We start from the raw sequence: 26934 nt of genomic DNA, 5'->3' as shown, positions 1-26934 counted from the left end.
TCAAACCACCTCGGAGTCGTTCATGGCGTGGGTGAGGATCGCTTCCTGCGAGTACTGATCGGGGGTGAGCTCGGCGGTCACCCGGCCGGCCGACATCACGTAGATGCGGTCGCACATGCCGATCAGCTCGGGCAGCTCGGAGGAGATCATCAGGATGCCGCGGCCCTGACGGGCCAGCTGCGTCATGATCTTGTAGATCTCGAACTTGGCGCCGACGTCGATGCCGCGGGTGGGCTCGTCGAGCATCAGCACCTTGGGCTCGGCGATGAGCCACCGCGCCAGCAGCACCTTCTGCTGGTTGCCGCCGCTGAGCGAGGAGATCCGCGTCTCGGAGCTGGGGGCCTTGACCGAGAGACGGTCGAAGTACTCCCGGGTGAGGGACTGCTCCTCGCGGCGGCGGGTGAAGCCGCCGCGGATGACCTTGCGCAGGCTCGCCAGGGTGGCGTTCTGCTTGATGCTCATCTGCGGGATGATCCCGACCAGGCGCCGGTCCTCGGAGAGCATCACCACGCCCTTGTCGATGGCCGCCTTCGGGGTGCGCAGCCGCACCGTCTCCCCGTCGACCTCGATCTCCCCGGCGTCCAGCCGTTCCAGGCCGAAGATGCCGCGGACGACCTCGCTGCGGCCGGCGCCGATCAGGCCGGCCAGACCGACGATCTCGCCCTTGCGGACCGAGAGGGTCACGTCCTCGAAGAGGGTCGCGTTGGACAGGCCACGGGCCTCGAGGACCGTCTCGCCGATCTCGACGCGCTCCTTGGGGTATGCCTGGTGGTCCAGGTCACGGCCGACCATCTGGGCGATGACCTGCTCGGGGCTGATGTCGGCGGCCCGCTGGCTGCTGACCACGGCGCCGTCGCGCAGCACGGTCACGTCGTCGGCGAGCTCGAAGACCTCGTCCATCTTGTGCGAGATGTAGATGATGGAGTTGCCCTCGGCCCGCAGCCGGCGGATCTTGGCGAACAGCGAGGCGACCTCGCGGTGCGCGATGGCGGAGGTCGGTTCGTCCATGATCAGGACGTCCGCCTCGTGGTAGATCGCGCGGAGGATCTCCAGCATCTGCACCTCGGAGACCGTCAGGCTGCCGAGCTTGCGGTTCACCGGGTAGTCCAGGCCCTCCTCGGCGAGCAGGCGCCGGGCCTCCCGGCGGATGAGGCCCCAGTCGACCCGGCCGAGCCTCATCGGCAGCCGGCCCATCGAGAAGCTCTCGGCGATGGTCATGTCCGGGACGTAGTTCAGCTCCTGGGAGATCATCGCGATGCCCTGGTCCCGGGCCTCGATCGGCGTGCGCACCCGCACCGGCGAGCCGTTGACCCGCATCTCCCCGGCGTCCGGCTGGTAGATCCCGTTGATGATCTTCATCAGGGTCGACTTGCCCGCGCCGTTCTCGCCGCAGAGGGCGTGCACGGTGCCGGGGCGCACCTCGAAGGAGACGTCCTGCAGCGCCATCACGCCCGGGAAGGACTTGGTCACGCCGCTGACGGACAACCGGGGCGGTGCCGCCGTCTGCGTGCCGGCCGTCGGCTGCGTCATGACCGCGCACCCCCGGCGGCGGCCACCGGGTCCTCGACCCGGCGGACCCCCGGCAGCACGATGCGCTTGAGGCTGTCGTCCGCGCCGTCCCCGGTGAGCGCCTCCTCGACCTGCTCGAGGCCGAAGACGTGGGTCACCAACGAGTCGAGCTCGACCTGTCCGTCGGCCACCAGCTGCCGTGCGATCGGCCAGGTGCCGGTGTAGCGGAAGATGCCGGTGACGTTGAGCTCGCGCATCGCGACGTCGGGCACGGACAGCGGGATCTCGTCGGCGCTGCCGACCAGCACCACGGTGCCGCCGGGGCGGGTCGCCCGGATCCCGGCCTGGATCGCCGGGATGGCGCCGGAGGCGTCGATGAAGACGTGCGCGTCCAGGCCGTCGGTGGACTCCTGCGCCGGGTCCACGGTGCGGGTCACGCCATACCGGAGAGCGAGCTCGCGGCGGGCCGGGTTGATGTCGGTGAGGATCACCTCGGCCGCACCGAAGGCCTTCGCGACCTGGGCGGTGATGATGCCGATCGGGCCACCACCGGCGATGAGCACCCGGTCGCCGACCTTGATGCCGCCCTTCTGGGCGCCGGCGATCCCGACCGACAGCGGCTCCAGCAGGGCACCGGAGTGGTCGCTGATCGAGTCGGGGATCGCGAAGGCGAAGTCGGACTGGATGACGACGTACTCGCAGAAGGCACCGTCGACCGGCGGGGTCGCGTAGAACTCCATGGCGGGGCAGAGGTTGTAGTCGCCGGCCTTGCAGAAGTCGCACACCCGGCAGGGACGCTGGGGCTCCACGGCCACCCGCTCGCCGACCCGGGCCGGGTCCACGTCGGCCCCGACCGCGGCGACGACACCGCTGAGCTCGTGGCCCAGGATGAGCGGCTGGTCGACGACGTACTCGCCGATCCGGCCGTGCGCGTAGTAGTGCACGTCGGAGCCGCACACCCCGACGCTGAGGACCCGGACGAGCACCTCGTCGGCGGCGGGCACCGGGACGGGGCGCTCCTCCAGCACGATCGAGCCGATGCCGGTGAGGACGCTGGCGGTCATCGTGGTGGGGATCTCGCTCATGTCGTGTCTCCTCTTTCTGCTGGTCAGTGGGTGGTCGTCTAGAAGGTGGTGCCGTCGGCCTGCACGGCGGCCAGGCGCTGGTAGCGGTCCACGAGCCCGGTGGCCCGGTCGTCGCGGGGCGTGGTGACGCTGACGGTCTCGGGTGCCCAGTGCCGGGTCATCGCGGCGACGCTCTCCCCGTGCACGAGGGCCGCCGCCTGGACGGCGGCGCCGCGCGCCGTGGCCTCGGGGGCGTCGACGGTGATGGTGTCCCGGCCCGAGAGGTCCGCCACCACCTGCCGGTAGGCGGCGGAGCGGGCGCCGCCGCCGAGGACGATCGCCCGGCCGTGGTCGGGCACCCCGAAGTCGACCATCCGGCGGGCGCCGCGCCACAGCCCCAGCACCACGCCCTCGAAGGCGGCCAGGGCCAGCTGCTCGCGGGAGAGGTCGCCCGCCAGCCCGGACAGCATGCCGCGGGCCTCCGGCAGCCGCGGGGAGCGTTCGCCGTCCAGGTATGCCGCCAGGACCGGCCGGTCGGGGGTCACCGGCGCGGCCAGCGCCAGGTCGCCGAGCGTCGCGTGGTCGACATCGAGCAGCCGCGCGACGGTGTCCGTGACCTTGGTGGCGTTGAGGGTGCAGACCAGGGGCAGCCACCGGCCGGTGACGTCGGCGACGCCGTCGATCTCCCCGGTGGTGTCGTGCACGGGGGTGTCCGAGGAGGCGAGCACGACCCCGGAGGTGCCCAGGCTGTAGGCGCAGTCACCCGGCTGGAGCCCGATGCCCTGGGCCGCCAGGTGCTGGTCTCCGCCCCCCGGGCCGACGACGGCCCCGGCGGTGATGCCCAGCGCGGCGGCGGCCTCGTCGGTGACGCGTCCCGCGCTCTCCTCCGGCCCCAGCACCTGGGGCAGGGCGCCGGACCAGTCGCGCTCCCCGACGAACTCCTGCAGCAGGTCGGGGCGCCAGCGGCCGGTGTGGGAGGAGTAGTAGCCGGTGCCGGAGGCGTCGGAGCGGTCGGTCACATGCCGGCCGGTCAGACGGAAGGTCAGCCAGTCGTGCGGCACGTGCAGCCGGTCGATGCGCGGGATCGCGTCCGGCTCGTGCTCGGCGAGCCAGGCGAGCTTGCTGATGGTGATGGCCGCCGACGGCAGCAGGCCGACCTGCTCCGCCCACCAGGGGGCGCCCCGGTCCGCCAGCATGGCGCGTGCCTGCGGCCCGGAGGTGGTGTCGTTCCACAGCTTGGCGGGCCGGATCAGCCGGCCGTCCCGGTCGGTGGCGACCAGTCCGTGGCACTGGGCGCCGACGCTGACCCCGACGACCTCGACCGGCTCCTCGAGGGCCGCGATGGCCGCGCGGGAGGCCAGGACCAGGGCGTCCCACCAGTCCTGCGGGTGCTGCTCGCTGACCGGCGGTCGGGTGGTCGGGTGAGGTGCCCGCCCGGAGGAGAGCAGGTGGCCCGTCCCGGCGTGCCGCAGCTCCACGGTGCAGGACTGGGTGGAGCTGTCGATGCCCATCACGGCGGCAGTCATGCCGGGTCACCGCCCGACGTCGGGGACAGGCTCAGCGGCGGCAGGTCGGCGGGCATCCGGTCGCGCATACCGACGGCGCCGGCCGGGTGGGTGGCCATGAACTGAGCCCAGGTGTAGCCACGGGCGCGCATCAGCACCTCGGCGAGCGCGTCGCCGTAGGCGGACTGGGCCAGCGTGATGCCGGTGGCGATGACGCCCCCGATGTCGGCGGTCCCGTCGACGGTGACCACCAGGCTGAGCTCGGCGACGGATCCCAGCGGGCTCTCGGGGCGGCCCGTCATGGCGAGCACCCGGGCGCCGTGCGAGACCGCGATCCGGGCCGACTCGACGACCTCGTGCGAGGAGCCCCCGTGCGAGATGAGCAGCACGACGTCGTCCGCGGCGATCGCCCCGGAGGCGCCGTGCAGGCTGTCCATCGGCGACAGGAAGAGGGCGGGGGTGCCGGCGACGGACAGCACGTGGGCCATCCGGCGGGCGACGGCCCCGGAGGTGCCGGACCCGCCGACGAAGACCTTGCCCCGGCAGCCCAGCAGGATCGACGCGGCCCGGACGAAACTGTCGTCGAGTCGATCGGCGAGGGCCCTGATCCCGTCGGCCTGCGCCAGCAGCCGGGCGCGCGCGACGTCCAGCACGTCATCCTCGACAGTCACGGGCCAAGCACTCCTTTGTCCGGGCTAGGGCCGGTCACCGCTCACCTGAGCATCTGACCAACGCACATGAGCGTATGACGCTCAGCGCTCATCATAGACACGAAATTCACATCTGTGACCAAAACGTGACTACGATGCTCAGGTGAGCAAAGACGTCGAGGGGGCCGTCCCGAGCGACCGTGCCCTGATGGCCCAGGTGGCCCGGTTGCACTACGTCGAGGAGCTGCCGCATACCGAGATCGGGGCCAGCCTCGGGATCTCCCGGTTCAAGGTGGCGCGCTACCTGGCGCGGGCCCGGGACGAGGGGGTGGTGACGATCACCATCCACGACGTGGGGCTGCCCGACCCGGCGCTGTCGGCCCGCCTGGCGCAGGCGCTGGGGCTGCAGTCCTGCCTGGTCATCCGCTCGCACGGGGACCAGGACAACGTGCGCCAGCAGATCGGTGCCGCCGCCGCCGACCTGCTCGCGAGCACGGTGCGCCCCGGCGAGGTGCTCGGGGTCACCTGGGGTCGGACGCTGACCTCGACCACCAGCCAGCTCACCACGCTGCCCCGGGTCACCGTGGTGCAGCTGACCGGCTTCGTCAGCGGCGAGCTGGGGGCCTCCCCGATCGAGATCATCCGGCACACCACCCAGCGTGCAGGTGGCAGCGTCTACCCGATCTTCTCCCCGCTCTTCGTCCAGGACGCCGACACCGCGGAGAACCTCAAGCAGCACCCGGACATCGCCCAGGCGATGAGCCTCTTCCCGTCGGTGACCACCGCGGTGCTCTCGGTCGGCAGCTGGGACCCCCCGATCACCCAGGTGCGGGAGGTGCTGCCACCCGAGGACGTGGAGCACGCGACCCGGATGGGGTGCGTCGCCGACATCGCCGGCATCCTGGTGCGCGCCGACGGACAGCTGGTCGACCCGGAGTTCCAGCGTCGTTGCGTGTCGATCTCCTACGACGAGCTCACCGCCGTGCCCCGGGTGATCGGTGTGGCCGGTGGGGCGGAGAAGGCCGACGCCGTCCGCGCGGTGGTCAAGGCGGGTCTGATCACCAGTGCGGTCGTCGACCACGAGCTGGCCGAGGCGGCGCTGGCAGCACTCGATGGGTGAGGGGGCGCCGTCCGTGACGGTGGCCGGTTCGCTCTGGTCGGTGCCGCCCGCGCAGCAGCTGGACGTGGTGGCCGAGCTCCGTGCGGTGGGCCTGCGGCGGCTGCACTGGGACAGCACGGACGGACGTTTCGCGGCGGAGGGCGGTTTCGGACCCGAGGAGGCGGGCCGGATCTCCCGGGCCACCGGCACCAGCGCGGAGGCGCACCTGATGGCGGAGCACCCGACGCGGGTGGTCGACGCCTGGGCCGAGGTCTGCGACACCGTGGTGGTGCACGCCGAGTCCGAGGACTGGCGGGGCGCCGTGCGACGGTTGGAGCGGCGGGGCTGCCGCCCCGGTCTGGCGATCTCGCCCGGCACGTCGGTCGAGGTCGTCCCCGACGGGCTCGCGGTGCTGGTGATGTCCGTGGTCCCGGGACGGGCCGGGTCCACCTTCGACCCCGGCGCGCTGGCGAAGGTGGAGCAGCTGCATGCCCGCGACCCGCACCGGCCGGTCGGGCTGGACGGCGGGGTGCGGCGCGAGCACGCCGAGGCAGCTCTGGCGGCGGGAGCCACCTGGCTGGTGGTGGGCACCGACCTGTTCTCCGCCGGTGGCGCGGCCCGGTGGGGCGACCTGCTGGCCGACCCCACCTGACCTCACCCTCTCCCGACCGGGCGGGCGTCGTGCTCCGACCGGGCGAGCGTTGTGCTCCGACCGGGCGGGCGTCGTGCTCCGACCGGGCGAGCGTCGTGCTCCGACCGGGCGAGCGTTGTGCTCTGACCGGGCGAGCGTTGTGCTCTGACCGGGCGAGCGTTGTGCTCTGACCGGTCAGCCGTCCAGGCGGGCCAGCTCCTCGGCGCTGAGCTCCAGCTCAGCGGCGGCGGCCGAGTCGGTGACCGACGCGGGCCGCTTGGCCCCCGGGATCGGGATCACGACCGGTGACTGTGCGAGCTCCCAGGCCAGGGCCACCTGCTGCGGGCTGACGCCACGCTCCCGGGCGACCTCGGCGAAGGCCGGGTGCTGCTCGGCGAGCTGCTTGGCGTCGTTCAACCCACCCAGCGGGGACCAGGGCAGGAACGCCAGACCCAGCTCCGTGCATACCTCGATCTCGGGCAGGCTGCTGCGGAACTTCGGGCTGAACTGGTTCTGCACGCTCACCAGCGCGTCACCGAGGACGGCGTGCGCCGCCCGGATCTGGGCAGGGTCGGCGTTGGACAGGCCCACCATCGCCACCTTGCCGGAGTCGGCGATCTCCTTGAGGGTGGCGAACACCTCCTCGTCCGCGGTGTCCGGGTCGGGGCGGTGGTGCTGCCAGAGCGCGAGCTGCTCGACGCCCAGGCGGCCCAGGCTCGCGTCCACCGCGGAGAGCAGGTGCTCGCGGCTGCTGTCGGTGGCCCAGTCCCCACCGTCGGTGCGCACGTGGCCACCCTTGGTCGCCAGCAGGACCTGGTCACGGACGCCGAGCTCGTCGAGCAGCGAGGCGATGAGCCGTTCGTTCTCGCCCTGGGCGGCGGCGCCCTGCTCGCCGGGACCGTAGGCGTCCGCGGTGTCGAACAGGGTCACCCCCGCATCCAGTGCCGCGCGCACCGTGTCACGGAGCTGCTCGCGCGGCTGGGGCCCGCTCTGGTCGAAGGTCATCAGGCCGAGGCCGATGGCGCCGACCTGGTGCTGGCCGACGGTGGGGTTGCCGATGGTGCGTGTCTGCATCACCCGAGCGTATGTCGGTGGCGGCGGTGACGCTCAGTCAGCGACCGTGATGACCAGCTTGCCGCTGACGTGCCCCTCCTGGCTCACCCGGAAGGCCTCGGCGACCTCGTCCAGGCCGTAGCGGCCCGCGATCTCGACCCGCAGGCGACCGTCGGCGGCGAGGTCGGCCAGCCACTGCAGCTCCTCGGCGTCCGGGCGCACCCAGATCCAGGAGCCGCCCTCCTCCTCGACGGTCGGGTCGGCGATCGAGGCGTGGCGACCACCGGCCGCGAGCACCGCCAGGGTGTCGGGCAGGACGCCCCCGACGAAGTCGGCGACCGCGTCCACCCCGTCGGGCGCGACCGCGCGCACCCGCTCGGCGAGGCCGTCGCCGTACTCGACCGGGGTGACGCCGAGGTCGCGCAGCCGGGCGTGGTTGCCGGCCGAGGCGGTCCCGATGACGGTCGCGCCGAGCTCGCGGGCGATCTGCACGCCGAGCAGGCCCACGCCGCCGGCGGCCGCGTGCACCAGCACGGTGTCGCCCTCGCCGACCTCGAGCCGCTGCAGGGTCCGGTATGCCGTCAGCCCGGCGAGCGGCAGCGCCGCCGCCTCGTCCCAGCCCAGCCCGGCAGGCTTGCGCGCCACGGCGCGGACCGGGACGGTGACCAGCTCGGCGAACGTGCCGGCCTGCACCCAGTCCTTGCGGGCGTAGGCGAGCACCTCGTCGCCGGGGCTGAACTCGGGGGTGTCCGGACCGACGGAGCGCACCACGCCGGCGACGTCCCAGCCGGGCACGACGGGGAAGACGGTGTTCATCATGGGGTCCAGGCCGCCGCCAACGATCTTCCAGTCCACCGGGTTGACCGAGGCGCGGCGCACCTCGACCAGCACCTCACCGGGGCCGACCTTGGGGTCGGGCAGGTCGTTGACGGACAGGGTGTCGACATCGCCGAAGCGGTCATAGGTCACAGCTCGCATGGTCGGTCAACGGTGGCGGAGCGTGTCGGATTCCACCCCCGGTGGCGGTCCGACGTGACGGGCCCCTGGACAGAATGGTAACGATGTGGTTACCTATCGGCATGGATGTCTTCGTGGCCCTGGCCGACCCGGTCCGGCGCTCGCTCCTGGAGCAGCTGGCCGACGACGGGCCGGCCCGGGTGGTGGACCTGACCGACGGGCGCGGCATCTCCCGACCGGCCGTCAGCCGACACCTGCGGGTGCTCCGCGAGGCCGGGCTGGTGTCGGTCCACGAGGCGGGCCGGGAACGGCACTACGCCCTCGACGCCGCACCGCTCGCCGCGGTCGGTGCGCTCGTCGACGTGCTGCGCGTACCCGGCCGACGGCATACCCCACCGGTCGCGGCGAGCGCCCTGGACGCGCTCGGGCTGGAAGTCCGCCGCACCGGGCGCGACCGGCGCGCCGCCACCGGCACGAGCTCACGCACCACCGACACCGGACACCACGACACCGAGGAGAGCGCATGAGGATCACCGGAGCACCCGAGACCGTCCACGGGCAGGACCACCTGGTCCTCACCCGCACCTTCACCGCGCCGATCGGGGACGTCTGGGCGGCGCTGACCAGCAGCGAACGGCTAGCGCGCTGGTTCGGCACCTGGACCGGCGACCCGAGCACGGGCCGGGTCGACGTCACGATGACCTTCGAGGACGACCCGCCCGTGGAGCCCTACGTCATCGAGGTCTGCGAGGAGCCCACCCGGCTCCGGGTGCGCACCGAGGGCGACGACCCCGAGCAGGACTGGGTGCTGGACGCCCGGCTCAGCGAGGACGCCGGGGTGACCACCCTGCGGTTCGCCCAGGTGCTGACCGACCCCGCGATCGTGACCGACGTAGGCCCCGGGTGGGAGTACTACCTGGACCGGCTCGCGGACTCCGTGCGGTCCGGGGACGTCGCGACGACGACCTGGGAGGGCTACCTGGAGCTGGGACCGGGGTATGCCGCCGCCTTCGGCGTCCCGGACGCGCGGGGTGGCGGCGCCACCGCGCGCTCGGACTGACAACTCGGGACGCCCGGACTGACAACTCGGGACGCCCGGTCGGGCAATCCGGGACGTCCGGTCGGGAGACCCAATGATTTGTGACCGAACCGATAACGGTGCATGATGCCCGTATGTGTTCTCGGGGTTGGCACCTCACCACGTGCCACGAAGTCGACCTCCTGCGCGTCAGCAGCATGCTGATGTGCACCTGCCGCTGACCCCCCTTGCCGGGTCGCGTCACGCACGACCGGCCCGCACGGGGTCCGGAGCCGTCGTGACCGCGACCACCCGACCAGCGAGCACCCCGAGGTGACCATGACCACGCATACCTCTGCTCCCGCGCGAGTCCGCCCACGCCGCTCGGGCGGTCCGGCGGGCCGATGGGCTGTCGACGTCCGCCACGAGACGCCGGGTGAGCGTGCCGACCGCTTGCGCACGCTGGCGGACGCGGCCGCCGAGCGGTTCGCCGCCGCCGAGCACGACCTCAGCCCGCAGGGGCTCGCCGATGCGGTCGTCGGCTGGGCCGCCGAGCAGTTCGGCAGCGGACTGGGCGTCGCGTGCAGCATGGCCGACACGGTGCTCCCGCACCTGGTCTCCGAGCACCGTCCCGGGGTGGACGTGCTCTTCCTGGACACCGGCTACCACTTCCCGGAGACCCTGCAGACCCGCGACCGCGCCGCCGACCTGCTCGACATCACCGTCGTCGACGTGCGCCCCGAGCTGTCCGTCGCCGAGCAGGACGCCGAGGTCGGCGCCCGGCTGCACGACCGCGACCCCGGCGCCTGCTGCGAGAGGCGCAAGGTGGCGCCGCTGCGAGCCGCGCTGGCCGGCTACGACGTGTGGGCCACCGGGGTGCGCCGCGAGGAGGGCCCCACCCGGGCCGACACCCCGCTGGTCACCTACGACGAGTCCTTCGCCCTGGTGAAGATCAACCCGCTGGCGACCTGGGGCGCGGACGAGGTCCGTGCCTACGCCGAGCGGGAGCTGCTGCCGACCAACCCGCTGCTGTCCCAGGGCTACCCCTCGATCGGCTGCGCCCCGTGCACCCGGGCGGTCACCGCCGGCGAGGACCCGCGGGCGGGGCGCTGGGCCGGCTCGACGAAGACCGAGTGCGGTCTGCACGCCGGCGGCCCCACCCGGATGCCCACCCCCGGCGTCCGGGGCACCCGATGACCGCCGAGGCCTGGTCGCCGGTGCTGCTCGGGCTGCGGCTGCGCGGTCGGCGCGTGGTCGCGGTCGGCGGGGGCGCGGTCACCGCCCGCCGGGTCACCGACCTGCTGGCCGAGGGCGCACTCGTCGAGGTCGTCGCCCCCGAGCTCTGCCCGGGGCTCGCCGCGCTGGCGGAGGCCGGGCAGATCCGGTGGACGGCCCGTCGGTATGCCGGGTCCGCCGACCTGGAGGGCGCCTGGCTGGTGCATACCGCGACCGGGCACCCGACCACCGACGACCTGGTCGCCGCGGACGCCGAGCGGACCCGCACGTTCTGCGTGACCGCCGGTGACGGCTCCCGGGGGAGCGCCCAGGTGCCCGCCCGCGGCGAGGTGCCGACCCCGACGGGGACGGTCAGGGTCGCGGTGCACGCCGGCGGGGACCCACGTCGGGCCGCAGCGGTGCGCAACGGGCTGGTCGACCAGCTGACCTCCGGGGTCGTCGACCTGCGAGACCACCGCCCCCGCGGCGGCTGGGTGGCGCTGGTCGGGGCCGGCCCGGGAGCCGAGCAGCTGCTCACCCGGCGCGCGAGCACCCTGCTCGCCGCGGCCGACGTGGTCGTCACCGACCGGCTGGTGCCGCAGGCGATGCTCGCCCGGCTGCCCGGGAGCACCCGGGTCATCGACGTCGGCAAGCGCCCGCAGCACCACCCGGTGCCGCAGGAGGAGATCAACCAGATCATCGTCGAGGAGGCGTTGCGCGGGCACGGGGTGGTCCGGCTCAAGGGCGGCGACCCCTACGTGCTCGGACGCGGCGGGGAGGAGCGCGCGGCCTGCGAGGCCGCCGACGTCCCGGTCGAGGTGGTGCCCGGGATCACCAGTGCCGTCTCCGTGCCGGCGGCGGCCGGGATCCCGGTGACCCACCGGGGCCTGGCCCGCGGCTTCACCGTCGTCACCGGGCACGAGGAGCTGCCCGGCCTGCCGACCGGCACCGACCACACGCTGGTCGTGCTGATGGGCGTCGCGGGGCTGCGGGAGACTGCCGCCCGCCTGGTCGCGGCCGGCCGGCCCGCGGACTGCCCGGTCGGGATCGTGGAGAACGGGTGGACCCCCCAGCAGCGCACCACCCTGGGCACGCTGGCGGACATCGCCGACCGGGCCGAGCGGGTCGGGGTCGCCTCGCCCGCCGTCGTGGTCGTCGGGGACGTGGTCACCCTCGCCCACGGGTGGGGTGCCGAGGTGTCGGTCGTGGCCCCTGCCGCCCCGTCGGTGGCCGTCGCGTGACGACGCGGGCGCTGCCCGGTGGCACCGACGCCGCGGTGACGAGCACGACGCGGGACCGGCCGTTGGTGGTCGCCGCGCACGGGACGGCCAGCGAGGAGGGGCAGGCCGTCGTCGAGCAGTGCGCGGCGCGGGCCGGCCGGCTGCTGGGGCTGGGGACGCCACCGGTCGTCGGGTACGTGGACGTCTGCGGCCCGACCCTGGAGGAGGTGCTCGCCGACCTCGAGAACCCGGTGGTGGTGCCCTTCTTCCTCGCCTCCGGCTACCACGTGCGGCACGACGTCCCTTCGGCGCTCGCCCCTGTCCGAGGGTCCACCCTCACCCCGGCGCTCGGGGCCGCGGACGAGGTCGTCGACGCCCTCGTGGACCGGGTCCGCGAGGTCGACACCGACGAGAGTCCCCGCACCGGCACGGCCGCCGACACCGTCACGGACGCTGTGCTGGTGGTTGGTGCCGGCTCCAGCGTCGAGGCTGCCCGCGCCGAGGTGGCCCTGGTCGCCGACCGGGTCGGTACCCGCCTCGGGGTGGTCACCGCCACCGCCTTCCTGAGCGGGCCGGGCCCCCGCGCCGCCTGCGAGCTGACCCGGCTCCGGCTGGCGGGGCATACCCGCATCGTGCTGGCCACCCACCTGCTCTCCCCCGGGTACTTCGCGACCAAGGCGCACCGGGTCGCCGCAGCCGCGGGCGCGCTCGCCACCGGACCCTTGGGCACCCACGACCTGCTCCGCGACCTGGTGGCCCGCCGCTACCGCGAGGCCCTGGCCACCGACCAGCCCTGACAGCCCACCCCTGACCGACCGGGCGAGCGCTGTGTCCCGACCGGGCGAGCGCTCTGCCCCGACCGGGCGAGCGCTGTGCCGGCTCAGGACCCCGGCACGGGCTGCTCCGCCCCCAGCAGGACCAGGGCGAGGCAGATCCCGGCCAGCGCGAGCATGAGGAGGACGAGCGCGGCCTTGGGCGCCCAGTCGACGACCGACTGCTCGTCCTGGATCCCCCGGACGCTGCGGACCGTCCGTCCGCGTTGCGTCGCCCCGATCGAGAGCGCCGCCACCAGCGCCAGGGCCGGGACCCACAGCGTCACCAGCCCGAACTGCGGGGTCCACCGCAGGCACAGCGCACTCACCGTGATGAACGCCAGCAGGGTCCGGCTCCAGCTCAGCGTGGTCCGTTCCGGCTGCAACCCCGGGTCGAAGCCAGAAGCGGTCGACGCGACCGGTCGGGTCAGCCGCGGTCGTCGTTCCGGGCCGCTGAAGGGTCCGCGCCAGGGGCTGGTCATGGCCCCCGGGTGAGGATCACCGCGGCGACGACCGCGGCGGCCACGGCGCCACCCATCCCGAGCAGTGGTGCGATCAGCGGCAGCGGGAGGGGCGCCTGACGACGCATGGCCCGTTCCACCCCGACCCAGCGCACGAACGCCCCACCGCTGAGCAGCATCCCCAGCACGAGCAGCAGCACCGCGACCGACTGCCGGACCGCGGGCGCGAAGATGTCCGAGGTGAACGCCTCGACGGCGATGCCGCCGGCCATCAGGGCCAGGGCGGTGCGGATCCAGGCGAGGAACGTGCGCTCGTTGGCGAGGGTGAACCGCGGGTCCGGCTCGCTGCCCATCGGCAGCAGCCGCCGGGCGACCGCACTCCGGGTGTCGCGCGGCTCGACGTCGTCGGAACGAGGCACGACCACCCCACCTCTCTCTGGACGCACAACACGGTATGCCCCGCACCGGGACCGGTGAAGGCTCGTGCGCCATGATCGCCGACGCGGGTCGAGCAGTCCACCCGCACCCTCCACGATCGACGTCGATGGGCACCACGCTCTGCGATGCGGCTAGAGGAGAAGGACGAGCGTCATCACCCTGACTCCGGCGAACGTGGCGAGGGCGATGAGTGTTGCCGGTGCTGAGATGCGCCACATCGCACTGCCATCGCCGGCTGTGGCGCCGCTACGTACCGAGGCGACGGCATCGAGGAGCAGATAGAGAACGAAGATGACGGAGCTCGCGCCGAGCACCAGGAGAGCGACACCGCGGAGGTCCTGGACAGCGAGCACCAGCACCAGCAGCTGCACCACGCAGGTCTCGATCAGGAATCCACCCGTGACGAACGACCAGGCGGCGGGTCGCGAGGGGGCGTGCCGCACGAACGCCGGGATGTACCCCTCATCGTCGGGACAGACCCACCGCTGACCGTGGCGCAGGGCGACGTATGACGGTCGGCCGAGATGGATCTTCATGTCCGAGGCGGGGACGCCGACGCACCGGCCCAGCAGGTAGTGGCCGGCTTCGTGGACCACGACACTTGCCCACAAGAGGCCGAGGAGGGCTGGAACGACAGCAAGGTAGGGGAGCAGTTCGGCCACGCTGACCAGCCTAGGCAACGCGACCCGGCGCAGTGGCCCGCCACCATGCGACGACGGCCGAGGACGCCGTTCGGGTCGGGCCTAGCCCGATACGGACACCGAAGACGCACTCACATTTCGTCTCCGCCTGGTGCCCGGTCTGCGCCGCTGGTGGAGGTGTCGCACCAGCGCTCGCACGGCGCCTGGTGCACGGTCCAGTGCCCGGCGTCGGGCTTCCAAGAGGCGTGTCCGGCGGGGTAGGGGTTCGGCACGTCCAGGGACCCGTGCAGGGTGAACGGTGGCCGACCGGCCTGGATGTCGACGTCCAGCCGGAGCCTCGCCTCGTTCCACAGCTCGCCCAGCCACCGGTCGTGGTCGGCGCGGTAGAGCTGGGGTCCTCCGGGGGTGCGGGTCAGCTCGCCCAGCACCGGCCCGGCCGTGGTGTCGTAGAGGTCGACCCGGATGAAGGGGAGGGCGACGGCTCGGGACAGGTGCTCGGCCAGCTCGATGATCCGGGCGAAGTTCGCGGGCAGGGGTATGCCGGGATCGATCCGTTGGGCGGTGATGTCGTCGCCGAGGTCCGCGCCCCGGTCGTCGACGAACCGGTAGGCCATCGTCGCGAGGTTGCCGTGCTCGGTCGGCCGTCGGAGCAGGACATGTCCCACCCGTCCGTAGAAGGCGTAGACCTTCACGTCGTCGGGCAGCAGGTCGGGCCCGAGGTCCGGCTGCTCCAGCATCTCCTCGGCGAAGTACGGCCCGCGCGCGGTGGGCGTGGAGTCGAGGTGGGCGCGGATGCCGCCCGTCTCGAGCTCGCGTCCGTCCCCGACGAGGCGGTAGCGGTCGGGGCCGATGCGCTGCAGCGGCAGCACGCCGTGGCTGCCCGCACCGCGGTCGGACTTGAGCACGAACCGTTCCGGCAACCCGTCCAGGTCGATGGTGCCGGCTCGTTTCCACACGCCGAGGACCGAGGGCACCGGAACGCCGTGGCTGGCCGCAAGCCGGTAGTTGCGCAGTTTGTAGGGCACCTGGATGAAGGGGTGCTGCGCGGCCCCGTGCATACCCCAGATCGCGGGCGCCGTCCGTCGGGTCGCCATCAGGGTCCGCCGGAAGGACGGGGGCAGAAGGTCGCTCCTGAGGTCTCCGCGGTAGGTGGCGAGCTCGGCGCGGTGGCGGGCGATCTCCTCGCGATGGGTCTCGATCTGGCGGTCGCGGTCGGCGACCCTCCGGCGCAGCTCCCGCACCTGCTGCTCCCGCCCTGCCAGGAGCTCGTCACGCCAGGCCAGCGGGGGGATCGCGGCGACCAGTCGCCTTCTCAGTTCACCCATAGCCGCCTTCCGCGATCACGGTCACGTGGTGTGAGGAACCACGGATGGGACCCTCGATGCTAGTGCAGACGAGCCGCCGGGCTACGTCGCCGGGACGACACGGCGAGATAGTTTCACTTGTAAACAAGGTACGGCTAGTCTGCGGTTGCGGGGGTCCGACCAGGGACACGGACCTGTCGCAGCGCCCCCTGGGCGGGTGCCATGGGCTGGCTCCCCGCTCGGGGGGCGCACCACCATCAGGGATGAAGGAGGCGTTGGGGCACGTGATCATCTGGCACGACGAGCGCGACCGCGGCCATCGACAGCTGGGCAGCTCGCACTTCACCGCGTCGCTGCGGGCCCTGCGGTCGGCCTGGGGTCGCCGAGGACGCCGGGTCTGCCCTCCGGATCACTCCACACAGGAGACGAACGGTCGCGTGAGAGGCTGGAGTCCATGGAAGACACGGGATGAGCGCGGACCGGTCGGACAGGAGCGGCGGGCTGTCCCGTCGACGGCGACGGTTGGACCGCGACCGTATCGTGGAGGCTGCCTTGGCTAGCATCGAGGCCGACGGCGTCGAGCAGATGACCATGCGCAGCCTTGGGCGGGACCTCGGTGTGGAGGGGATGGCCCTCTACCGGTACGTGTCCGGTCGGGAGGATCTCCTGGAGGCCGCCGTGGCTAGCCTGCTGCACGGGCTCCTCGAACGCGTCGACGCAGCCGAGACGACGAGCTGGCAGCAGTACCTCCAGCACGTCGCGCACGAGGTCCGCCGGATCGCGATCACGAACCCCGTCGCCTTCCCGCTGGTGATCTCCCGCCACCCGGCCACCCCCTGGCTGCGCCCGCCGCTGCGGGACATCGACGTGGTCGAGCACCTCCTGGCCACGCTCACCGCACGCGGCTTCACGCAGGAGCAGGCGGTCGAGACCTACAAGGCCTTCACCAGCTTCCTCGTCGGCTCGCTCCTGCTCGAGGTCTCCACGCGGCGTGCCGAGCACATCGGCGCCGTCGAGCACCCGATCAACGAGGGTGGCGCGCAGGTGCCCGAGCAGGACTCCCCGCACGACCTCACCCATGCCCCGCACGTGGAGCGGATGCGGGAGCAGCTCAGCGAGGACCACAGCGCCAAGGAGTTCGAGATCGGGTTGGAGTCGCTGCTCAACCGGATCGAGAGCTCCGTCTCCCGCTGACCGTGCGCGAGGATGCCGGGATGGGCATGCCGCACCGGGAACCGGACGCGCGTCGGTGGTTCCACTTCCACGAGGACTGGACGCTGCCGGTCGACCCCGCCCGGGTGCTGGACCGGCTCGTCGACCTCGGGGCATACCCCACCTGGTGGCGGCAGCTCCGCACGGTCGAGCAGCTGACCACGGACCGGGCGCGCGTGCGGGCCCGCAGCCTGCTCCCGGTCCCGCTGGACCTGGTCCTCACCCGCGAGCTCGAGGACCGCGCCGCCGGACGGCTCCGGGTGGGCATCGAGGGCGACCTCCAGGGGTATGTCGAGGTGCAGGTCACACGCGCCCCCGACGGGTGCCGGGTGGTCTGGGAGCAGCGCGTGCTGCTGACCCGGCCGGGCCTGCGCCACCTCGCCACCCTCCCGCCGGCCCGCTGGGCGCTGCGCGCCAACCACGCCGCGATGATGCGCTCGGCCCGCACCGGCCTGGGCCGGCCGCCGACCCACTGACGGAACAGCAGCGGCAGCACCAGTGTTGGCCCCGGTATGCGTATAGCCATCATCGGAGGACACGGAAAGATCGCCATGCTGCTGCACCCCCTGCTGGGTGGGCACGAGGTCGGCGCGGTGATCCGCAACCCCGACCAGGCGCCGGACATCACCGCGGCGGGAGCGACCCCGGTGGTCGCGGACGTCGCGTCGATGGACACCGACGCACTGACCGACCTGCTGCAGGGCTACGACCTGGTCCTGTGGTCCGCGGGCGCCGGCGGCGGTGACCCGGAGCGCACCCTCGCGGTGGACCGGGACGCCGCGGTCCGGACGATGGACGCCGCCCAGCGCGCAGGCGTCGACCGCTACCTCATGGTCAGCTACCTCGGGGCCCGGGAGGACCATGGCGTGCCCGAGGACAACGCCTTCTTCACCTACGCCGAGGCCAAGGCCGCGGCGGACGCGCACCTGCGCGCCAGCGGGCTGGACTGGACGATCATCGCCCCCGGCGCGCTCAGCCTTGACGAGCCGACCGGCCGCATCGAGGTGCTGGGCGACGGCACCGGACAGGTGCAGGCCCCCGAGGGTCGCCAGGTCACCCGCGCCGACGTGGCGGCCGTGCTGGCCGCAGCCGTCGACCGCACCGACCTCAACGGTCGGATGATCGAGTTCCTCAACGGGGACGTCCCGGTCGACGAGGCGCTGGACGCGGTCGCCGCGCGCGACTAACCGGTCGAGGTCTCGTCGTGCAGCGGCTGCGGCGGGAGCTTGCGGACCCGCTTCGGGCGCCGTGAGCGGGCGGGGATCAGCGAGCGCATCGTCTCGTGCTTGCCGAAGCACAGCAGCCGGTCCCCGTCCTCCAGCACCTTGCCCGGCGGCGGGTTCGGGACCACCCGCGTGCCGCGGTGCAGGGTGAGCACCTGGATGTCGCGCTCGCGCAGCCCGGAGTCCTCGATCGTCTCGCCGACCATCCCCGAGCCGGAGAGCACCGCGATCTCCGCGACGCCGTAGCCGGTGGAGACCGCCAGCCGCTGCCGCACGTCGATGTCGGGGAAGCCCGCCTGGTCGGCGATGTAGTCGACGATCGCGCCGGCGACGTCCAGCTCGGTGGCGCGCTCGATGCCCTCCAGGCCGGGGGAGGAGTTGACCTCCATCACCAGCGGCCCGTCGTTGCCCTCGAGCATGTCCACCCCGGCCACCCGCAGGCCCATGATGTGCGCGGCCCGGACCGCGATCTCCTGGTACTCCGGGTCCAGGTCCACCCGCTCCACGGTGCCACCGCGGTGCACGTTGGACCGGAACTCGTCCCCCTGGGCCCGGCGCCGCATGGCCGCGACGACCCGGTCGCCGACGACCAGGGCCCGCACGTCCTTGCCCTTGCTCTCCTTGACGAAGCGTTGGATGAGGACCTGCTGGTTGGTGCCGTGCAGGGTCTCGATGATGGCCTCGGCCACCTTCATCGTCGGCGCCAGGATGACCCCGATCCCCTGGGTGCCCTCGAGCAGCTTCACCACCACCGGTGCCCCGCCGACCATCTCGATCGCGTGCGGGATCTCGGCGCGGTTGCGCACGAAGGCGGTGGCCGGCATACCGATCCCGTGCCGGGACAGGATCTGGGTCGCCCGCAGCTTGTCCCGGCTGTTCATGATGCCGTTCGAGGTGTTGGGCGTGTAGACGTCCATCTGCTCGAACTGGCGCACCACGGCGGTGCCGAAGTAGGTCACCGAGGCACCGACCCGCGGCAGCACCGCGTCGTAGGTGGACAGCGGCTTGCCGCGGAAGTGCAGGTCGGGCTCGTCACCGGACAGGTCGATCCCGAAGCGGAGCGTGTCGAGCGCCTTGACCTGGTGCCCCCGCTCCAGCGCCGCGGTCCGCAGCCGCTGGGTCGAGTAGGAGCGCAGGGCACGGGAGAGGATGGCGAACTTCATCGTGGCTTCCTGAGAGGATGAGCAGGTGACAGGGCAGAACCATCTCACCACAGAGCAGGTGGTGCTCGGCTGGCGCGAATGGGTGCGGGCGCCGGGGATCGGGGTGCCCTGGATCAAGGCCAAGATCGACACCGGGGCACGGACCTCGTCGCTGCACGCCTTCGACCTGCGCGCCTTCGACCGGGACGGTCGGGACTGGGTGCGTTTCGCGGTGCACCCGTGGCAGGCGAGCGCCGAGGACGAGGTCGTCGTCGAGCTCCCGGTGCACGACTCCCGGTCGGTGCGCTCCTCCTCCGGGCACGCCGAGGACCGCTATGTCGTCCTCCTCCCGCTGGTCCTCGGGGGCCGTGAGGTCGACGCCGAGGTCACCCTGGCCGACCGGGACGAGATGGGCTTCCGGATGCTCGTCGGCCGGGAGGCCCTGGTCCAGGGCTACCTGGTCGACCCGGCCCGGTCCTACGCGGGCGGCCGCCCGGAGCGGGCCGTCCGCCGCAGGAACTGGGGGCGCGGGTGAGCGGTGCCGCAGCCACCCCGGCACGGCGTCGGCGGCTGCGGCCCTCGTTCGCGATCGGCACCGTCAAGGTGCGGGCCGGGAGCCGGCGCGAGGTGTCGCTGCCGATCTCACGGCTGGTCACCGGGGCCGAGGTGAGCCTGCCGGTGCACGTGCTGCACGGCCGCGAGGAGGGGCCCACCCTCTGGCTGGACGCGGCGATCCACGGGGACGAGGTCGTCGGCATCGAGGTGATCCGCCGGGTGATGGCGGTGCTGGACGCCAGGTCGATCCGGGGCACCGTGCTGGCGGTGCCCATCGTCAACGTGCTCGGGGTGATGTCCGGGGACCGCTACCTGCCGGACCGTCGCGACCTCAACCGCAGTTTCCCCGGGTCGGCCCGCGGGTCGCTCGCGGGACGGATCGCGCACCTGATGATGCAGGAGGTCATCGGCCCCTCCGACGTCGGCATCGACCTGCACACCGGGGCCGACCGGCGCACCAACCTGCCGCAGATCCGCTGTGACCTGGAGGACCCGCGGACCCGGGAGCTGGCGGAGGCCTTCGGGGCGCCGGTGGCCTACCACGCCAAGCTCCGGGACGGCTCGCTGCGGCATGCCGCCCGCGAGCGCGGCGCACGGGTGCTGCTCTACGAGGGGGGCGAGGCCTGGCGTTTCGACGAGTGGGCGATCGTCGCCGCCGTCGAGGGGGTGCTGCGGGTGCTCGTGCACCTCGACATGGTGGACGCCGACCAGGTCGACGTCACCCCGCCGGAGCGGCCCAGCGAGCTCTGCTGGCGCAGCGGCTGGGTGCGCGCCCGACGGACCGGGATCGTGCACATGGACGTCGCGCTCGGGCAGGAGGTGACCGAGGGCCAGAAGCTCGGCGAGCTCTTCAACTCCTTCGGCAAGCGGCTGGCCATCGTCAAGGCCGACCGTCCCGGCCTGGTGATCGGTCGCGCCGAGGCGCCGCTGGTGAACCGGGGGGACGCGCTCGTGCATATCGGTGAGATCGAGCGGCCTGTCGGCACCCAGGAGTAGGTTTCCCTCACCCCGCAGGGACGGGCCCTCGGGCGAGAGGAGACACGGCCATGTCCACGCTCAACCCCTACCTCACCTTCGCGACCGGGACCCGGACCGCGATGGAGGCCTACCAGCGGATCTTCGGTGGCGATCTGACGATGAGCACCTTCGCCGAGTACGGCGAGGAGGGTGAGGGTGCCGACGGCATCATGCACGCCCAGCTCACGACCCCGGCCGGGTACGTCCTGATGGCCTCCGACACCCCGCCCGGTATGCCTTCGGCCGGCCACGACGGCAACGTCACCCTCAGCCTCAGCGGCGACGAGGAGGCGGAGCTGCGCAGCTACTGGGACGGGCTGGCCGAGGGCGGGCAGGTGACGATGCCGTTGGAGCCGCAGATGTGGGGCGACACCTTCGGCACCCTCACCGACCGGTTCGGCACCAGCTGGATGGTGAACATCGCGGGGGCGCCTCAGGGCTGAGAGCTGAGCGTCAGGCGAGCACGTCCTGGGTGTCCACCCAGTCCATCCCGAAGGCCTCCGCGACGGCGGCGTAGGTGAGCCGTCCCCCGTGCGAGTTCAGTCCCTTGGCCAGCGAGGCGTTGTCGCGCAGTGCCTGGGTCCAACCCTTGTCCGCGAGCTGGGCGGCGTAGGGGAGGGTGGCGTTGGTGAGCGCCCAGGTGGAGGTGGCCGGCACCGCACCGGGCATGTTCGCCACGCAGTAGTAGAGCGAGTTGTGCACCGGGAAGGTCGGGTCGGCGTGCGTCGTCGGGCGGGAGCCCTCGAAGCAGCCGCCCTGGTCGATCGCGACGTCGACCAGGACCGAGCCGGGCTTCATCCCGGCGACCATGTCGTCGGTGACCAGCTTGGGCGCCTTGGCCCCGGGGACCAGCACGGTGCCGATCACCATGTCGGCCTCGGCGACCTGCTCCTGCACGGCCAGCGCGCTGGAGGCGATCTGCTTGACGCGGTTGTCGAAGCGCCAGAAGAGGGTCCGCAGCTTCTCCAGGTCGGTGTCCAGGATGGTGACGTTGGCGCCCATCCCGAGCGCGATGTTGGCCGCGTTCTGGCCGGCCACGCCACCGCCGAGGACCAGCACCGAGGCGTTGGCCACGCCCCCGATGCCGCCGAGCAGCACCCCGCGGCCGCCCTGCGCCTTCATCATCGTGTAGGCGCCCACCTGCGGCGCCAGGCAGCCGGCGACCTCGGACATCGGGTAGAGCAGCGGCAGCATCCCGGTCGGCAGCTGCACCGTCTCGTAGGCGATCGCGGTGGTCCCGGACTCCACCAGGCGGCGGGTCAGCGGCTCGTCGGCGGCCAGGTGCAGGTAGGTGAAGAGCGTCAGGTCCTCACGCAGGTAGGCGTACTCCGACTCGACCGGCTCCTTGACCTTCAGCACCATCTCCCCGGCGGCCCACGTCTCGTCCGGGCCGGCGACGAGGGTGGCGCCCTGCGCGGCATACTCCTCGTCGGTGATGGCCGAGCCCAGGCCAGCGCCCTGCTGGACCACGACCTCGTGCCCCCGGCGCACCAGCTCGTGCACGCCGACCGGGGTGATGGCCACCCGGAACTCGTTGTTCTTGACCTCTGTGGGCACCGCGATCCTCATGCGCCAACTATGCCGTCCCTCGGGTCGCCGGTGGGGCAGGGGGACCCTAGTGTCGAGGAATGACCGACCTGGAGGTGCCCGAATGACGTCCGTGCTCTGGCTGCGCCGCGACCTGCGGCGCGGTGACCACCCCGCCCTGCTGGCTGCCCGGGAGGCCGCGGGCGACGACCGGGTCTGCGTGCTCTTCGTCGTCGACCCGGGCCTGTGGGAGCGGGGCGGGCCGGTGCGCCGGGCCTGGTTGGCGGCGAGCCTGAAGGCCGCGCAGGAGGACTTCGACGGGCGCCTGGTCATCCGGCACGGCGACCCTGCCACGGTCGTGCCCGCCGTCGCCGAGGAGGTCGGGGCCGGCTCGGTGCACGTCACCCGCGAGGTGACCCCCGCCGGTCGGCGGCGCGACCAGCGGGTGCAGGACGCGTTGGACGGCACGGACGTGGAGTGGGCCGAGACGGGCACCCCTTACGCCGTCGGGCCCGGCCTGGTGCGCAACGGCTCCGGCGACCCCTACAAGGTCTACACCCCCTTCTACCGCGCGTGGCACGAGCACGGGTGGCCGCAGCCCGCGGCATACCCACGCTCCCTCGACCTCGTCGACATCGACAGCCACCAGGAGGCGCTCGACCTCCTCGAGGAGGCGCTGCGGCAGGACGACCTGCCGGAGATGCCCGAGGCGGGGGAGAAGGCGGCGCTCGCGCGGTGGCGCGACTTCCGCGACGAGGCGCTCGACGACTACGACGGCGACCGCGACAAGCCGGCGACCGACGGCACGAGCCGGTTGTCGGCCTACCTCAAGATCGGTGCCATCCACCCGCGGACCATCCTCGCCGACCTGGCCTCCCGGCGCTCGCAGGGGGCGCAGACCTTCGAGCAGGAGATCGCCTGGCGCGAGTTCTACGCCGACGTCCTGCTGCAGAACCCGCGCAGCGCGTGGCACGACCTGCGCCAGGAGCTGTCCGGGATGCGCTACGACGAGCCGGCGGACGCGCTCGAGGCGTGGCAGCAGGGACGGACCGGCTACCCGGTGGTGGACGCGGGGATGCGCCAGCTGCTGGCGGTCGGCTGGATGCACAACCGGGTGCGGATGATCACCGCGAGCTTCCTCACCAAGGACCTGCACGTGTGGTGGCCGGCCGGGGCCCGGTGGTTCCTGGACCGGCTGGTGGACGGCGACATCGCCTCCAACAACCACGGCTGGCAGTGGGTGGCCGGCACCGGGACCGACGCCTCGCCCTACTTCCGGGTCTTCAACCCGGTGACCCAGGGGGAGCGCTTCGACCCCACCGGCGACTACGTGCGGCGCTGGGTGCCCGAGCTGCGGCACCTCTCCGGCAAGGCCGCGCACCAGCCGTGGAAGCACGACGACGGCTACGCCCACGACTACCCCGAACGGATCGTGGACCACGCCGAGGAGCGCAAGGAGGCCCTGGACCGGTACGGCGCCGCCCGCAGCTGACGGCACACCGGTCCGCCGCCCTTGCTCCGCCCACTCCAGCACTCCCACCCCGCGAATCCCGGAGTGCGGTCGCCCTAGGTGGACCTTCATCACGCTATAGGGCGATGAAGGTCCACCTAGGGTGACTACACCCGGGGTATGCCCGCAGGCTCACCCCGGGTGGGGGAGGTCCACCACCTGAACCCGCGGACCGGCGAGTGCCGCCAGCAGCTCCCGCGCCGGAGCGTCGTCGAGGTCCTCTCCGGAGCCGAGCAGATATCCGGTCAGGAAGTCGCGCACCGGCGCCGCGTCGACCGAGTCCGGCACCGGCCCGGGGGTCAGCACGCCCAGCAGCATGCCTTCGACCCGCGGTCGGCCAGCGGCCACCGGCGGCTGGAAGAAGGGCACGTCCAGGGCGCGCACCCCGTGCCGACGGTAGAAGGCGACCCGGCGCCACGGGTCCCCGAACCCCCGGTCGTCGTGGCGGTGGGGGTCCTCGATCTCGATCAGGAGCATCGGGCCGGTCGTCCGTGCCCTCTCCATCAGCATCGACCCGACACCCTGGGCGCGGCGCGAGGCCCGGCTGGCGAGGTAGGACAGCAGCGCCACGGGAGCGGCCCCTCCCGCGCCGTCGACCATGGACACCCCGACCGGCTCCCCCTCGTCGAGGGCCAGGACCACCCCGCTGGGCTGCCGATGCCGGGCCCCCAGGAAGGCCTCCTCGCTGACCAGCTCCTCGGCCGGGAACGCCGGGGCCAGCACCTCCCGGTAGCAGGTGCGCCAGACAGCCTCGGCGACCGCAGCACCCTCGACCAGCTCAACCACGCTTGCTCCTTCGGTAGCCCGCCATCCCCCACAGCGCCAGTCCGGCGACGGCCAGAGCATAGGTGACCAGCTCGACGGTCACCACGGTCTGCGGTGTCTCGAGGGGGAAGAGGGAGTCGTTGAGGAAGCCGAAGAGGTCCGCCAGCGAGAACAGCGCCAGCACGTAGAGGATCAGCCCGACCAGGTTCTGGTAGGACGCCGTGCGGGCCTCCTCCACCGCGGCCGCGTCGTCACCCAGCTGGGTGTAGAGGGCGTCGAGCTCGGCGATGCTGGTGTCCAGCTCCGCCTCGAGCCTGGCCGCTCCGCTGGTGAGCAGCAGCTGGTCCAGGATGTGGCGGTGCCCCGGGGACCGGGCCAGCTCCTCGGAGTGGAGCAGCGCGCGTTGCTGACGGATCAGGGCACCGTGGTCGGCCAGCCGCAGCCGGAGCAGCCGCACCTCGTCGGGCCTGAGGCTGGCCCCGGCCAGCCGTCTGCGCAGCATGTCCGTGGCGACGTCGACGGCCTCCTGCAGGTGACCGTTCCACTGCCGGATGAGGGCGCGGGCGGACACCACGAACTCGATCAGCTCCGCCGTCCCGAGCAGCGACCAGTCCGGCAGCCCGGGGGTGTAGAGGCAGGTGTTCCGCGCGGTCTGCACGGCGAGCGACCCGAGGGGGGCCAGCCGACCGAGGAAGTTCGGGATGGTGTCGTGGGCGCCGGGGTCGTCGTAGCGCAGCCACTCCTCGAGACCGGCGGCGGTGCGTTCGACCGGGATGAGCAGCAGCGGGCCGACCGCCTGCAGGATCTGCTCACCGGTGGCGTCCACGACGGCGGGTGCGTCCTCGGTGGCACCGGGCATCCGGAGGCAGGCCTCGGGCATGGTGATGACGGCGTGCGTGTCGACCGCCGGGTCCACGTGGCAGCGCAGCCGGTGGATCCGCAGGGCGGCATCCCAGTCCGAGACCATCTCCACCGCGGACGCGGCCAGCTGTCCGACCGAGTCGTAGACCTCGTCCGAGCCCTCGACGAGCACCTCCTCGGCACCCATGAACCCCGAGCCACGGCGCAGGGCCTGGTTGAGGTCGTGGTAGCCCGGCACCCGGTCGTCGTCCGGCGGCTGCACGGGCCCGCTGATGCGCACGTGGTGGTTGCCGAAGGAGGAGAAGCGGATCTCCACCCGGTAGGGCCCGAGGCGGGGGACGGCCGGGGACCGGGGCGCGATCCACAGGTCGGGCAGGACCGCCGCGACGATCCGGTATGCCGTGGGCTCCAGGGGAGTCTCGCTGAACACCTCGTCGCGTCCGTGGCTCCAGATGTCGCTGAGCTCGAGATCCCTCACCTGGACGGGCGCCAACGGGCCCGTGCCGATCAGGCGGCTGCCGTGCCGGCGCAGGGCCTCGACGAGCTCCTCACTGTCCTGGGCCAGGTTGTCCGTGGCGCCCCGCGCGGTGAACGGCACCACGTACGTCACCTTCAGCCCGGGGAAGCTGAGGCCGGGAAGAGGGGTGGACCTGAGCCGCCGCGCCAGGGCGAACAGTGCCATCACGTGGGCACGCAGCTCGCTCTGGTAGACGTCGACAGCGAGCCGGGGGTCGCTGAGCGAGCGTTGCAGCGCCACCGCACGCTCCTCGACCTCGCCGACGTCGACCTCCCCCAGCACGTGCTCCAGGATCGTCTGTGCGGACCGGCGGACGCCGTCGAAGTACAGCACGTGCGCCTCCAGCACCTGCCGGAGCAGGGCCGCCTCCTGCTCCCAGCCGGGTGACACGTCGGCCAACGCCCTCAGCACCGCGGCCGACCCGTCGGCCACCTGCGCCGCCGCGTCGATGGTCTCCATCGCGCACGAGCAGTTCAGCCCGTTCTCCATCTGGAAGGCCGCCTCCAGGTCCGCGCCGTGCCGGACCAGGAGGTCGACCAGCTCACGTTCCCCCGGATCCTGGACGTGCTCGCGTGCCGTCGGCCAGGTCCGCTGCATCGACCGGAGCAGCACCACCATGTTGTCGGTGTCGGCGCTGAGCTCCCAGCCGTGCTGGAGCTCGCTGTAGAGCGCGAAGGCCAGCAGGAAGGTGCAGCCGGGCTGGATGGCGGCCTGGCGCCACAGGGGACCGAGCATGCGGGAGATGGTCCGCTGGTCCCGGTCCGGACCGGAGACGAGGCCGGCGACGGCGCGGGTGAAGTCGCCCAGGTCGACGGCGGACGACTCGATCGCACGCCGCGTGGCATCGACGTCCCGGTCACGGTGGAACTCCGTCGTCACCCGGGACCAGTCAACGCTGACGCGCGCGCCGCTCACGGCGAGCAGCCTAGTGGCAGCGGGGATGGCGCGGTAGACCTCGGAGTGCGGTCACCCTAGGAGGACCTTCATCACGCTATAGGGCGATGAAGGTCCTCCTAGGGTGACTACAC

28 protein-coding genes are annotated in these 26934 nt (G+C 72.7%); 14 read left to right on the top strand and 14 right to left on the bottom strand.

From position 1 onward, the window contains the following. Genes ACI3EY_RS00355 through ACI3EY_RS00340 form a run of 4 tightly spaced genes read right to left on the bottom strand, consistent with a single transcriptional unit; the run spans position 1 to position 4749 of the window. Positions 1-1530: a sugar ABC transporter ATP-binding protein gene (locus tag ACI3EY_RS00355; RefSeq protein ID WP_405039003.1), complete on the bottom strand. Its 1530-nt coding sequence runs from the start codon at positions 1528-1530 to the stop codon at positions 1-3. Then, a complete protein-coding gene (locus ACI3EY_RS00350) occupies positions 1527-2594 on the bottom strand; it encodes an NAD(P)-dependent alcohol dehydrogenase (RefSeq protein ID WP_405039002.1) in 1068 nt (355 codons plus the stop codon). Before ACI3EY_RS00350 ends, ACI3EY_RS00355 begins: the two co-directional genes overlap by 4 nt. Positions 2595-2632: 38 nt before the next feature. Next, positions 2633-4099, bottom strand: coding sequence for a xylulokinase (locus tag ACI3EY_RS00345; protein ID WP_405039001.1), 1467 nt, complete (start codon positions 4097-4099; stop codon positions 2633-2635). Next, a complete protein-coding gene (locus tag ACI3EY_RS00340) occupies positions 4096-4749 on the bottom strand; it encodes an SIS domain-containing protein (protein WP_405036880.1) in 654 nt (217 codons plus the stop codon). The genes ACI3EY_RS00345 and ACI3EY_RS00340 overlap by 4 nt, the downstream gene beginning before the upstream one ends. Positions 4750-4891: 142 nt before the next feature. On the opposite strand from ACI3EY_RS00340, the gene ACI3EY_RS00335 reads away from it, so the two are divergent. Next, the gene (locus ACI3EY_RS00335; protein ID WP_405036879.1) at positions 4892-5848 is read left to right on the top strand and encodes a sugar-binding transcriptional regulator; all 957 of its coding nucleotides are present in this window, start codon (positions 4892-4894) and stop codon (positions 5846-5848) included. Then, entirely contained in the window at positions 5841-6479 is a 639-nt protein-coding gene (locus ACI3EY_RS00330) for a hypothetical protein (protein WP_405039000.1), read from the top strand. Before ACI3EY_RS00335 ends, ACI3EY_RS00330 begins: the two co-directional genes overlap by 8 nt. A 174-nt stretch (positions 6480-6653) precedes the next feature. Here ACI3EY_RS00330 and ACI3EY_RS00325 read toward each other — a convergent pair whose 3' ends face one another. Together ACI3EY_RS00325 and ACI3EY_RS00320 are read right to left on the bottom strand one after the other, a co-directional pair. Continuing rightward, positions 6654-7532: an aldo/keto reductase gene (locus ACI3EY_RS00325; RefSeq protein WP_405038999.1), complete on the bottom strand. Its 879-nt coding sequence runs from the start codon at positions 7530-7532 to the stop codon at positions 6654-6656. Positions 7533-7565: 33 nt separating this feature from the next. Continuing rightward, on the bottom strand, positions 7566-8489 hold the full coding sequence (locus ACI3EY_RS00320; protein ID WP_405036876.1) for an NADP-dependent oxidoreductase: 924 nt from the start codon (positions 8487-8489) through the stop codon (positions 7566-7568). Between the two features lie 101 nt (positions 8490-8590). On the opposite strand from ACI3EY_RS00320, the gene ACI3EY_RS00315 reads away from it, so the two are divergent. The 5 genes from ACI3EY_RS00315 to ACI3EY_RS00295 all read left to right on the top strand — a co-directional run bounded on the left by ACI3EY_RS00315 (position 8591) and on the right by ACI3EY_RS00295 (position 12718). Continuing rightward, positions 8591-8995: an ArsR/SmtB family transcription factor gene (locus ACI3EY_RS00315; protein ID WP_405038998.1), complete on the top strand. Its 405-nt coding sequence runs from the start codon at positions 8591-8593 to the stop codon at positions 8993-8995. After that, positions 8992-9528, top strand: coding sequence for an SRPBCC domain-containing protein (locus tag ACI3EY_RS00310; RefSeq protein ID WP_405038997.1), 537 nt, complete (start codon positions 8992-8994; stop codon positions 9526-9528). Before ACI3EY_RS00315 ends, ACI3EY_RS00310 begins: the two co-directional genes overlap by 4 nt. Positions 9529-9939: 411 nt before the next feature. Continuing rightward, entirely contained in the window at positions 9940-10683 is a 744-nt protein-coding gene (locus ACI3EY_RS00305) for a phosphoadenylyl-sulfate reductase (protein ID WP_405036873.1), read from the top strand. After that, complete coding sequence (gene cobA, locus ACI3EY_RS00300) at positions 10680-11942, top strand: uroporphyrinogen-III C-methyltransferase (RefSeq protein WP_405038996.1); 1263 nt, start codon at positions 10680-10682, stop codon at positions 11940-11942. Before ACI3EY_RS00305 ends, cobA begins: the two co-directional genes overlap by 4 nt. Further along, the gene (locus ACI3EY_RS00295) at positions 11939-12718 is read left to right on the top strand and encodes a sirohydrochlorin chelatase (protein WP_405038995.1); all 780 of its coding nucleotides are present in this window, start codon (positions 11939-11941) and stop codon (positions 12716-12718) included. Before cobA ends, ACI3EY_RS00295 begins: the two co-directional genes overlap by 4 nt. Positions 12719-12801: 83 nt before the next feature. Here ACI3EY_RS00295 and ACI3EY_RS00290 read toward each other — a convergent pair whose 3' ends face one another. From ACI3EY_RS00290 to ACI3EY_RS00275, 4 genes are all read right to left on the bottom strand, one after another. Then, the gene (locus tag ACI3EY_RS00290) at positions 12802-13215 is read right to left on the bottom strand and encodes a DUF202 domain-containing protein (protein ID WP_405038994.1); all 414 of its coding nucleotides are present in this window, start codon (positions 13213-13215) and stop codon (positions 12802-12804) included. Beyond that, the gene (locus ACI3EY_RS00285; protein ID WP_405037028.1) at positions 13212-13547 is read right to left on the bottom strand and encodes a YidH family protein; all 336 of its coding nucleotides are present in this window, start codon (positions 13545-13547) and stop codon (positions 13212-13214) included. The genes ACI3EY_RS00290 and ACI3EY_RS00285 overlap by 4 nt, the downstream gene beginning before the upstream one ends. A gap of 216 nt (positions 13548-13763) precedes the next feature. Next, on the bottom strand, positions 13764-14294 hold the full coding sequence (locus ACI3EY_RS00280) for a hypothetical protein (protein WP_405038993.1): 531 nt from the start codon (positions 14292-14294) through the stop codon (positions 13764-13766). A gap of 110 nt (positions 14295-14404) precedes the next feature. Further along, the gene (locus ACI3EY_RS00275) at positions 14405-15598 is read right to left on the bottom strand and encodes an ATP-grasp fold amidoligase family protein (protein ID WP_405038992.1); all 1194 of its coding nucleotides are present in this window, start codon (positions 15596-15598) and stop codon (positions 14405-14407) included. 447 nt (positions 15599-16045) lie between these two features. On the opposite strand from ACI3EY_RS00275, the gene ACI3EY_RS00270 reads away from it, so the two are divergent. From ACI3EY_RS00270 to ACI3EY_RS00260, 3 genes are read left to right on the top strand one after another with little or no spacing between them, the layout of a single operon-like run. Further along, a complete protein-coding gene (locus ACI3EY_RS00270) occupies positions 16046-16771 on the top strand; it encodes a TetR/AcrR family transcriptional regulator C-terminal domain-containing protein (protein WP_405038991.1) in 726 nt (241 codons plus the stop codon). Between the two features lie 20 nt (positions 16772-16791). Further along, entirely contained in the window at positions 16792-17265 is a 474-nt protein-coding gene (locus ACI3EY_RS00265) for an SRPBCC family protein (protein ID WP_405038990.1), read from the top strand. A 36-nt stretch (positions 17266-17301) separates the two neighbouring features. Next, a complete protein-coding gene (locus tag ACI3EY_RS00260; RefSeq protein ID WP_405038989.1) occupies positions 17302-17976 on the top strand; it encodes an NAD(P)H-binding protein in 675 nt (224 codons plus the stop codon). On the opposite strand, the gene rimK is transcribed toward ACI3EY_RS00260, so the two are convergent. After that, positions 17973-19175 (bottom strand): 30S ribosomal protein S6--L-glutamate ligase, encoded by a 1203-nt coding sequence (gene rimK, locus ACI3EY_RS00255; RefSeq protein ID WP_405036864.1) that lies wholly within the window; start codon positions 19173-19175, stop codon positions 17973-17975. The genes ACI3EY_RS00260 and rimK overlap by 4 nt on opposite strands. A 25-nt stretch (positions 19176-19200) precedes the next feature. Here rimK and ACI3EY_RS00250 point away from each other — a divergent pair, with 25 nt between their 5' ends. Genes ACI3EY_RS00250 through ACI3EY_RS00240 form a run of 3 tightly spaced genes read left to right on the top strand, consistent with a single transcriptional unit; the run spans position 19201 to position 21169 of the window. Further along, on the top strand, positions 19201-19689 hold the full coding sequence (locus ACI3EY_RS00250) for an ATP-dependent zinc protease family protein (RefSeq protein ID WP_405036863.1): 489 nt from the start codon (positions 19201-19203) through the stop codon (positions 19687-19689). Further along, the gene (locus ACI3EY_RS00245; protein ID WP_405038988.1) at positions 19686-20705 is read left to right on the top strand and encodes a succinylglutamate desuccinylase/aspartoacylase family protein; all 1020 of its coding nucleotides are present in this window, start codon (positions 19686-19688) and stop codon (positions 20703-20705) included. Before ACI3EY_RS00250 ends, ACI3EY_RS00245 begins: the two co-directional genes overlap by 4 nt. A gap of 50 nt (positions 20706-20755) precedes the next feature. Beyond that, on the top strand, positions 20756-21169 hold the full coding sequence (locus ACI3EY_RS00240) for a VOC family protein (protein WP_405036861.1): 414 nt from the start codon (positions 20756-20758) through the stop codon (positions 21167-21169). 10 nt (positions 21170-21179) lie between these two features. Here the strand turns inward: ACI3EY_RS00240 and ald are convergent, their stop codons facing one another. Then, a complete protein-coding gene (gene ald / locus ACI3EY_RS00235; protein WP_405038987.1) occupies positions 21180-22295 on the bottom strand; it encodes an alanine dehydrogenase in 1116 nt (371 codons plus the stop codon). An 82-nt stretch (positions 22296-22377) separates the two neighbouring features. Between ald and ACI3EY_RS00230 the strand changes: the two genes are divergently transcribed. Continuing rightward, a complete protein-coding gene (locus ACI3EY_RS00230) occupies positions 22378-23745 on the top strand; it encodes a cryptochrome/photolyase family protein (RefSeq protein ID WP_405038986.1) in 1368 nt (455 codons plus the stop codon). Between the two features lie 150 nt (positions 23746-23895). Here ACI3EY_RS00230 and ACI3EY_RS00225 read toward each other — a convergent pair whose 3' ends face one another. Further along, entirely contained in the window at positions 23896-24549 is a 654-nt protein-coding gene (locus tag ACI3EY_RS00225; RefSeq protein WP_405038985.1) for a GNAT family N-acetyltransferase, read from the bottom strand. After that, complete coding sequence (locus tag ACI3EY_RS00220; protein WP_405036857.1) at positions 24542-26821, bottom strand: hypothetical protein; 2280 nt, start codon at positions 26819-26821, stop codon at positions 24542-24544. The genes ACI3EY_RS00225 and ACI3EY_RS00220 overlap by 8 nt, the downstream gene beginning before the upstream one ends. Positions 26822-26934: the final 113 nt, after the last annotated feature.

Source organism: Serinicoccus shuyuelongi, assembly GCF_045032955.1.
Taxonomy (GTDB): Bacteria; Actinomycetota; Actinomycetes; order Actinomycetales; family Dermatophilaceae; genus Ornithinicoccus.
This window is presented reverse-complemented; position numbering and strand designations above follow the sequence as displayed.

Bases quoted from the DNA above. Each gene is read 5' to 3' on its own strand.
- ACI3EY_RS00355 (WP_405039003.1), bottom strand. From the start codon at position 1,530: ATGACGCAGCCGACGGCCGGCACGCAGACGGCGGCACCGCCCCGGTTG.
- ACI3EY_RS00350 (WP_405039002.1), bottom strand. From the start codon at position 2,594: ATGAGCGAGATCCCCACCACGATGACCGCCAGCGTCCTCACCGGCATC.
- ACI3EY_RS00345 (WP_405039001.1), bottom strand. From the start codon at position 4,099: ATGACTGCCGCCGTGATGGGCATCGACAGCTCCACCCAGTCCTGCACC.
- ACI3EY_RS00330 (WP_405039000.1), top strand. From the start codon at position 5,841: ATGGGTGAGGGGGCGCCGTCCGTGACGGTGGCCGGTTCGCTCTGGTCG.
- ACI3EY_RS00325 (WP_405038999.1), bottom strand. From the start codon at position 7,532: ATGCAGACACGCACCATCGGCAACCCCACCGTCGGCCAGCACCAGGTC.
- ACI3EY_RS00320 (WP_405036876.1), bottom strand. From the start codon at position 8,489: ATGCGAGCTGTGACCTATGACCGCTTCGGCGATGTCGACACCCTGTCC.
- ACI3EY_RS00315 (WP_405038998.1), top strand. From the start codon at position 8,591: ATGGATGTCTTCGTGGCCCTGGCCGACCCGGTCCGGCGCTCGCTCCTG.
- ACI3EY_RS00310 (WP_405038997.1), top strand. From the start codon at position 8,992: ATGAGGATCACCGGAGCACCCGAGACCGTCCACGGGCAGGACCACCTG.
- cobA (WP_405038996.1), top strand. From the start codon at position 10,680: ATGACCGCCGAGGCCTGGTCGCCGGTGCTGCTCGGGCTGCGGCTGCGC.
- ACI3EY_RS00290 (WP_405038994.1), bottom strand. From the start codon at position 13,215: ATGACCAGCCCCTGGCGCGGACCCTTCAGCGGCCCGGAACGACGACCG.
- ACI3EY_RS00285 (WP_405037028.1), bottom strand. From the start codon at position 13,547: ATGGGCAGCGAGCCGGACCCGCGGTTCACCCTCGCCAACGAGCGCACG.
- ACI3EY_RS00275 (WP_405038992.1), bottom strand. From the start codon at position 15,598: ATGGGTGAACTGAGAAGGCGACTGGTCGCCGCGATCCCCCCGCTGGCC.
- ACI3EY_RS00270 (WP_405038991.1), top strand. From the start codon at position 16,046: ATGAGCGCGGACCGGTCGGACAGGAGCGGCGGGCTGTCCCGTCGACGG.
- ACI3EY_RS00265 (WP_405038990.1), top strand. From the start codon at position 16,792: ATGGGCATGCCGCACCGGGAACCGGACGCGCGTCGGTGGTTCCACTTC.
- ACI3EY_RS00260 (WP_405038989.1), top strand. From the start codon at position 17,302: ATGCGTATAGCCATCATCGGAGGACACGGAAAGATCGCCATGCTGCTG.
- rimK (WP_405036864.1), bottom strand. From the start codon at position 19,175: ATGAAGTTCGCCATCCTCTCCCGTGCCCTGCGCTCCTACTCGACCCAG.
- ACI3EY_RS00240 (WP_405036861.1), top strand. From the start codon at position 20,756: ATGTCCACGCTCAACCCCTACCTCACCTTCGCGACCGGGACCCGGACC.
- ald (WP_405038987.1), bottom strand. From the start codon at position 22,295: ATGAGGATCGCGGTGCCCACAGAGGTCAAGAACAACGAGTTCCGGGTG.
- ACI3EY_RS00230 (WP_405038986.1), top strand. From the start codon at position 22,378: ATGACGTCCGTGCTCTGGCTGCGCCGCGACCTGCGGCGCGGTGACCAC.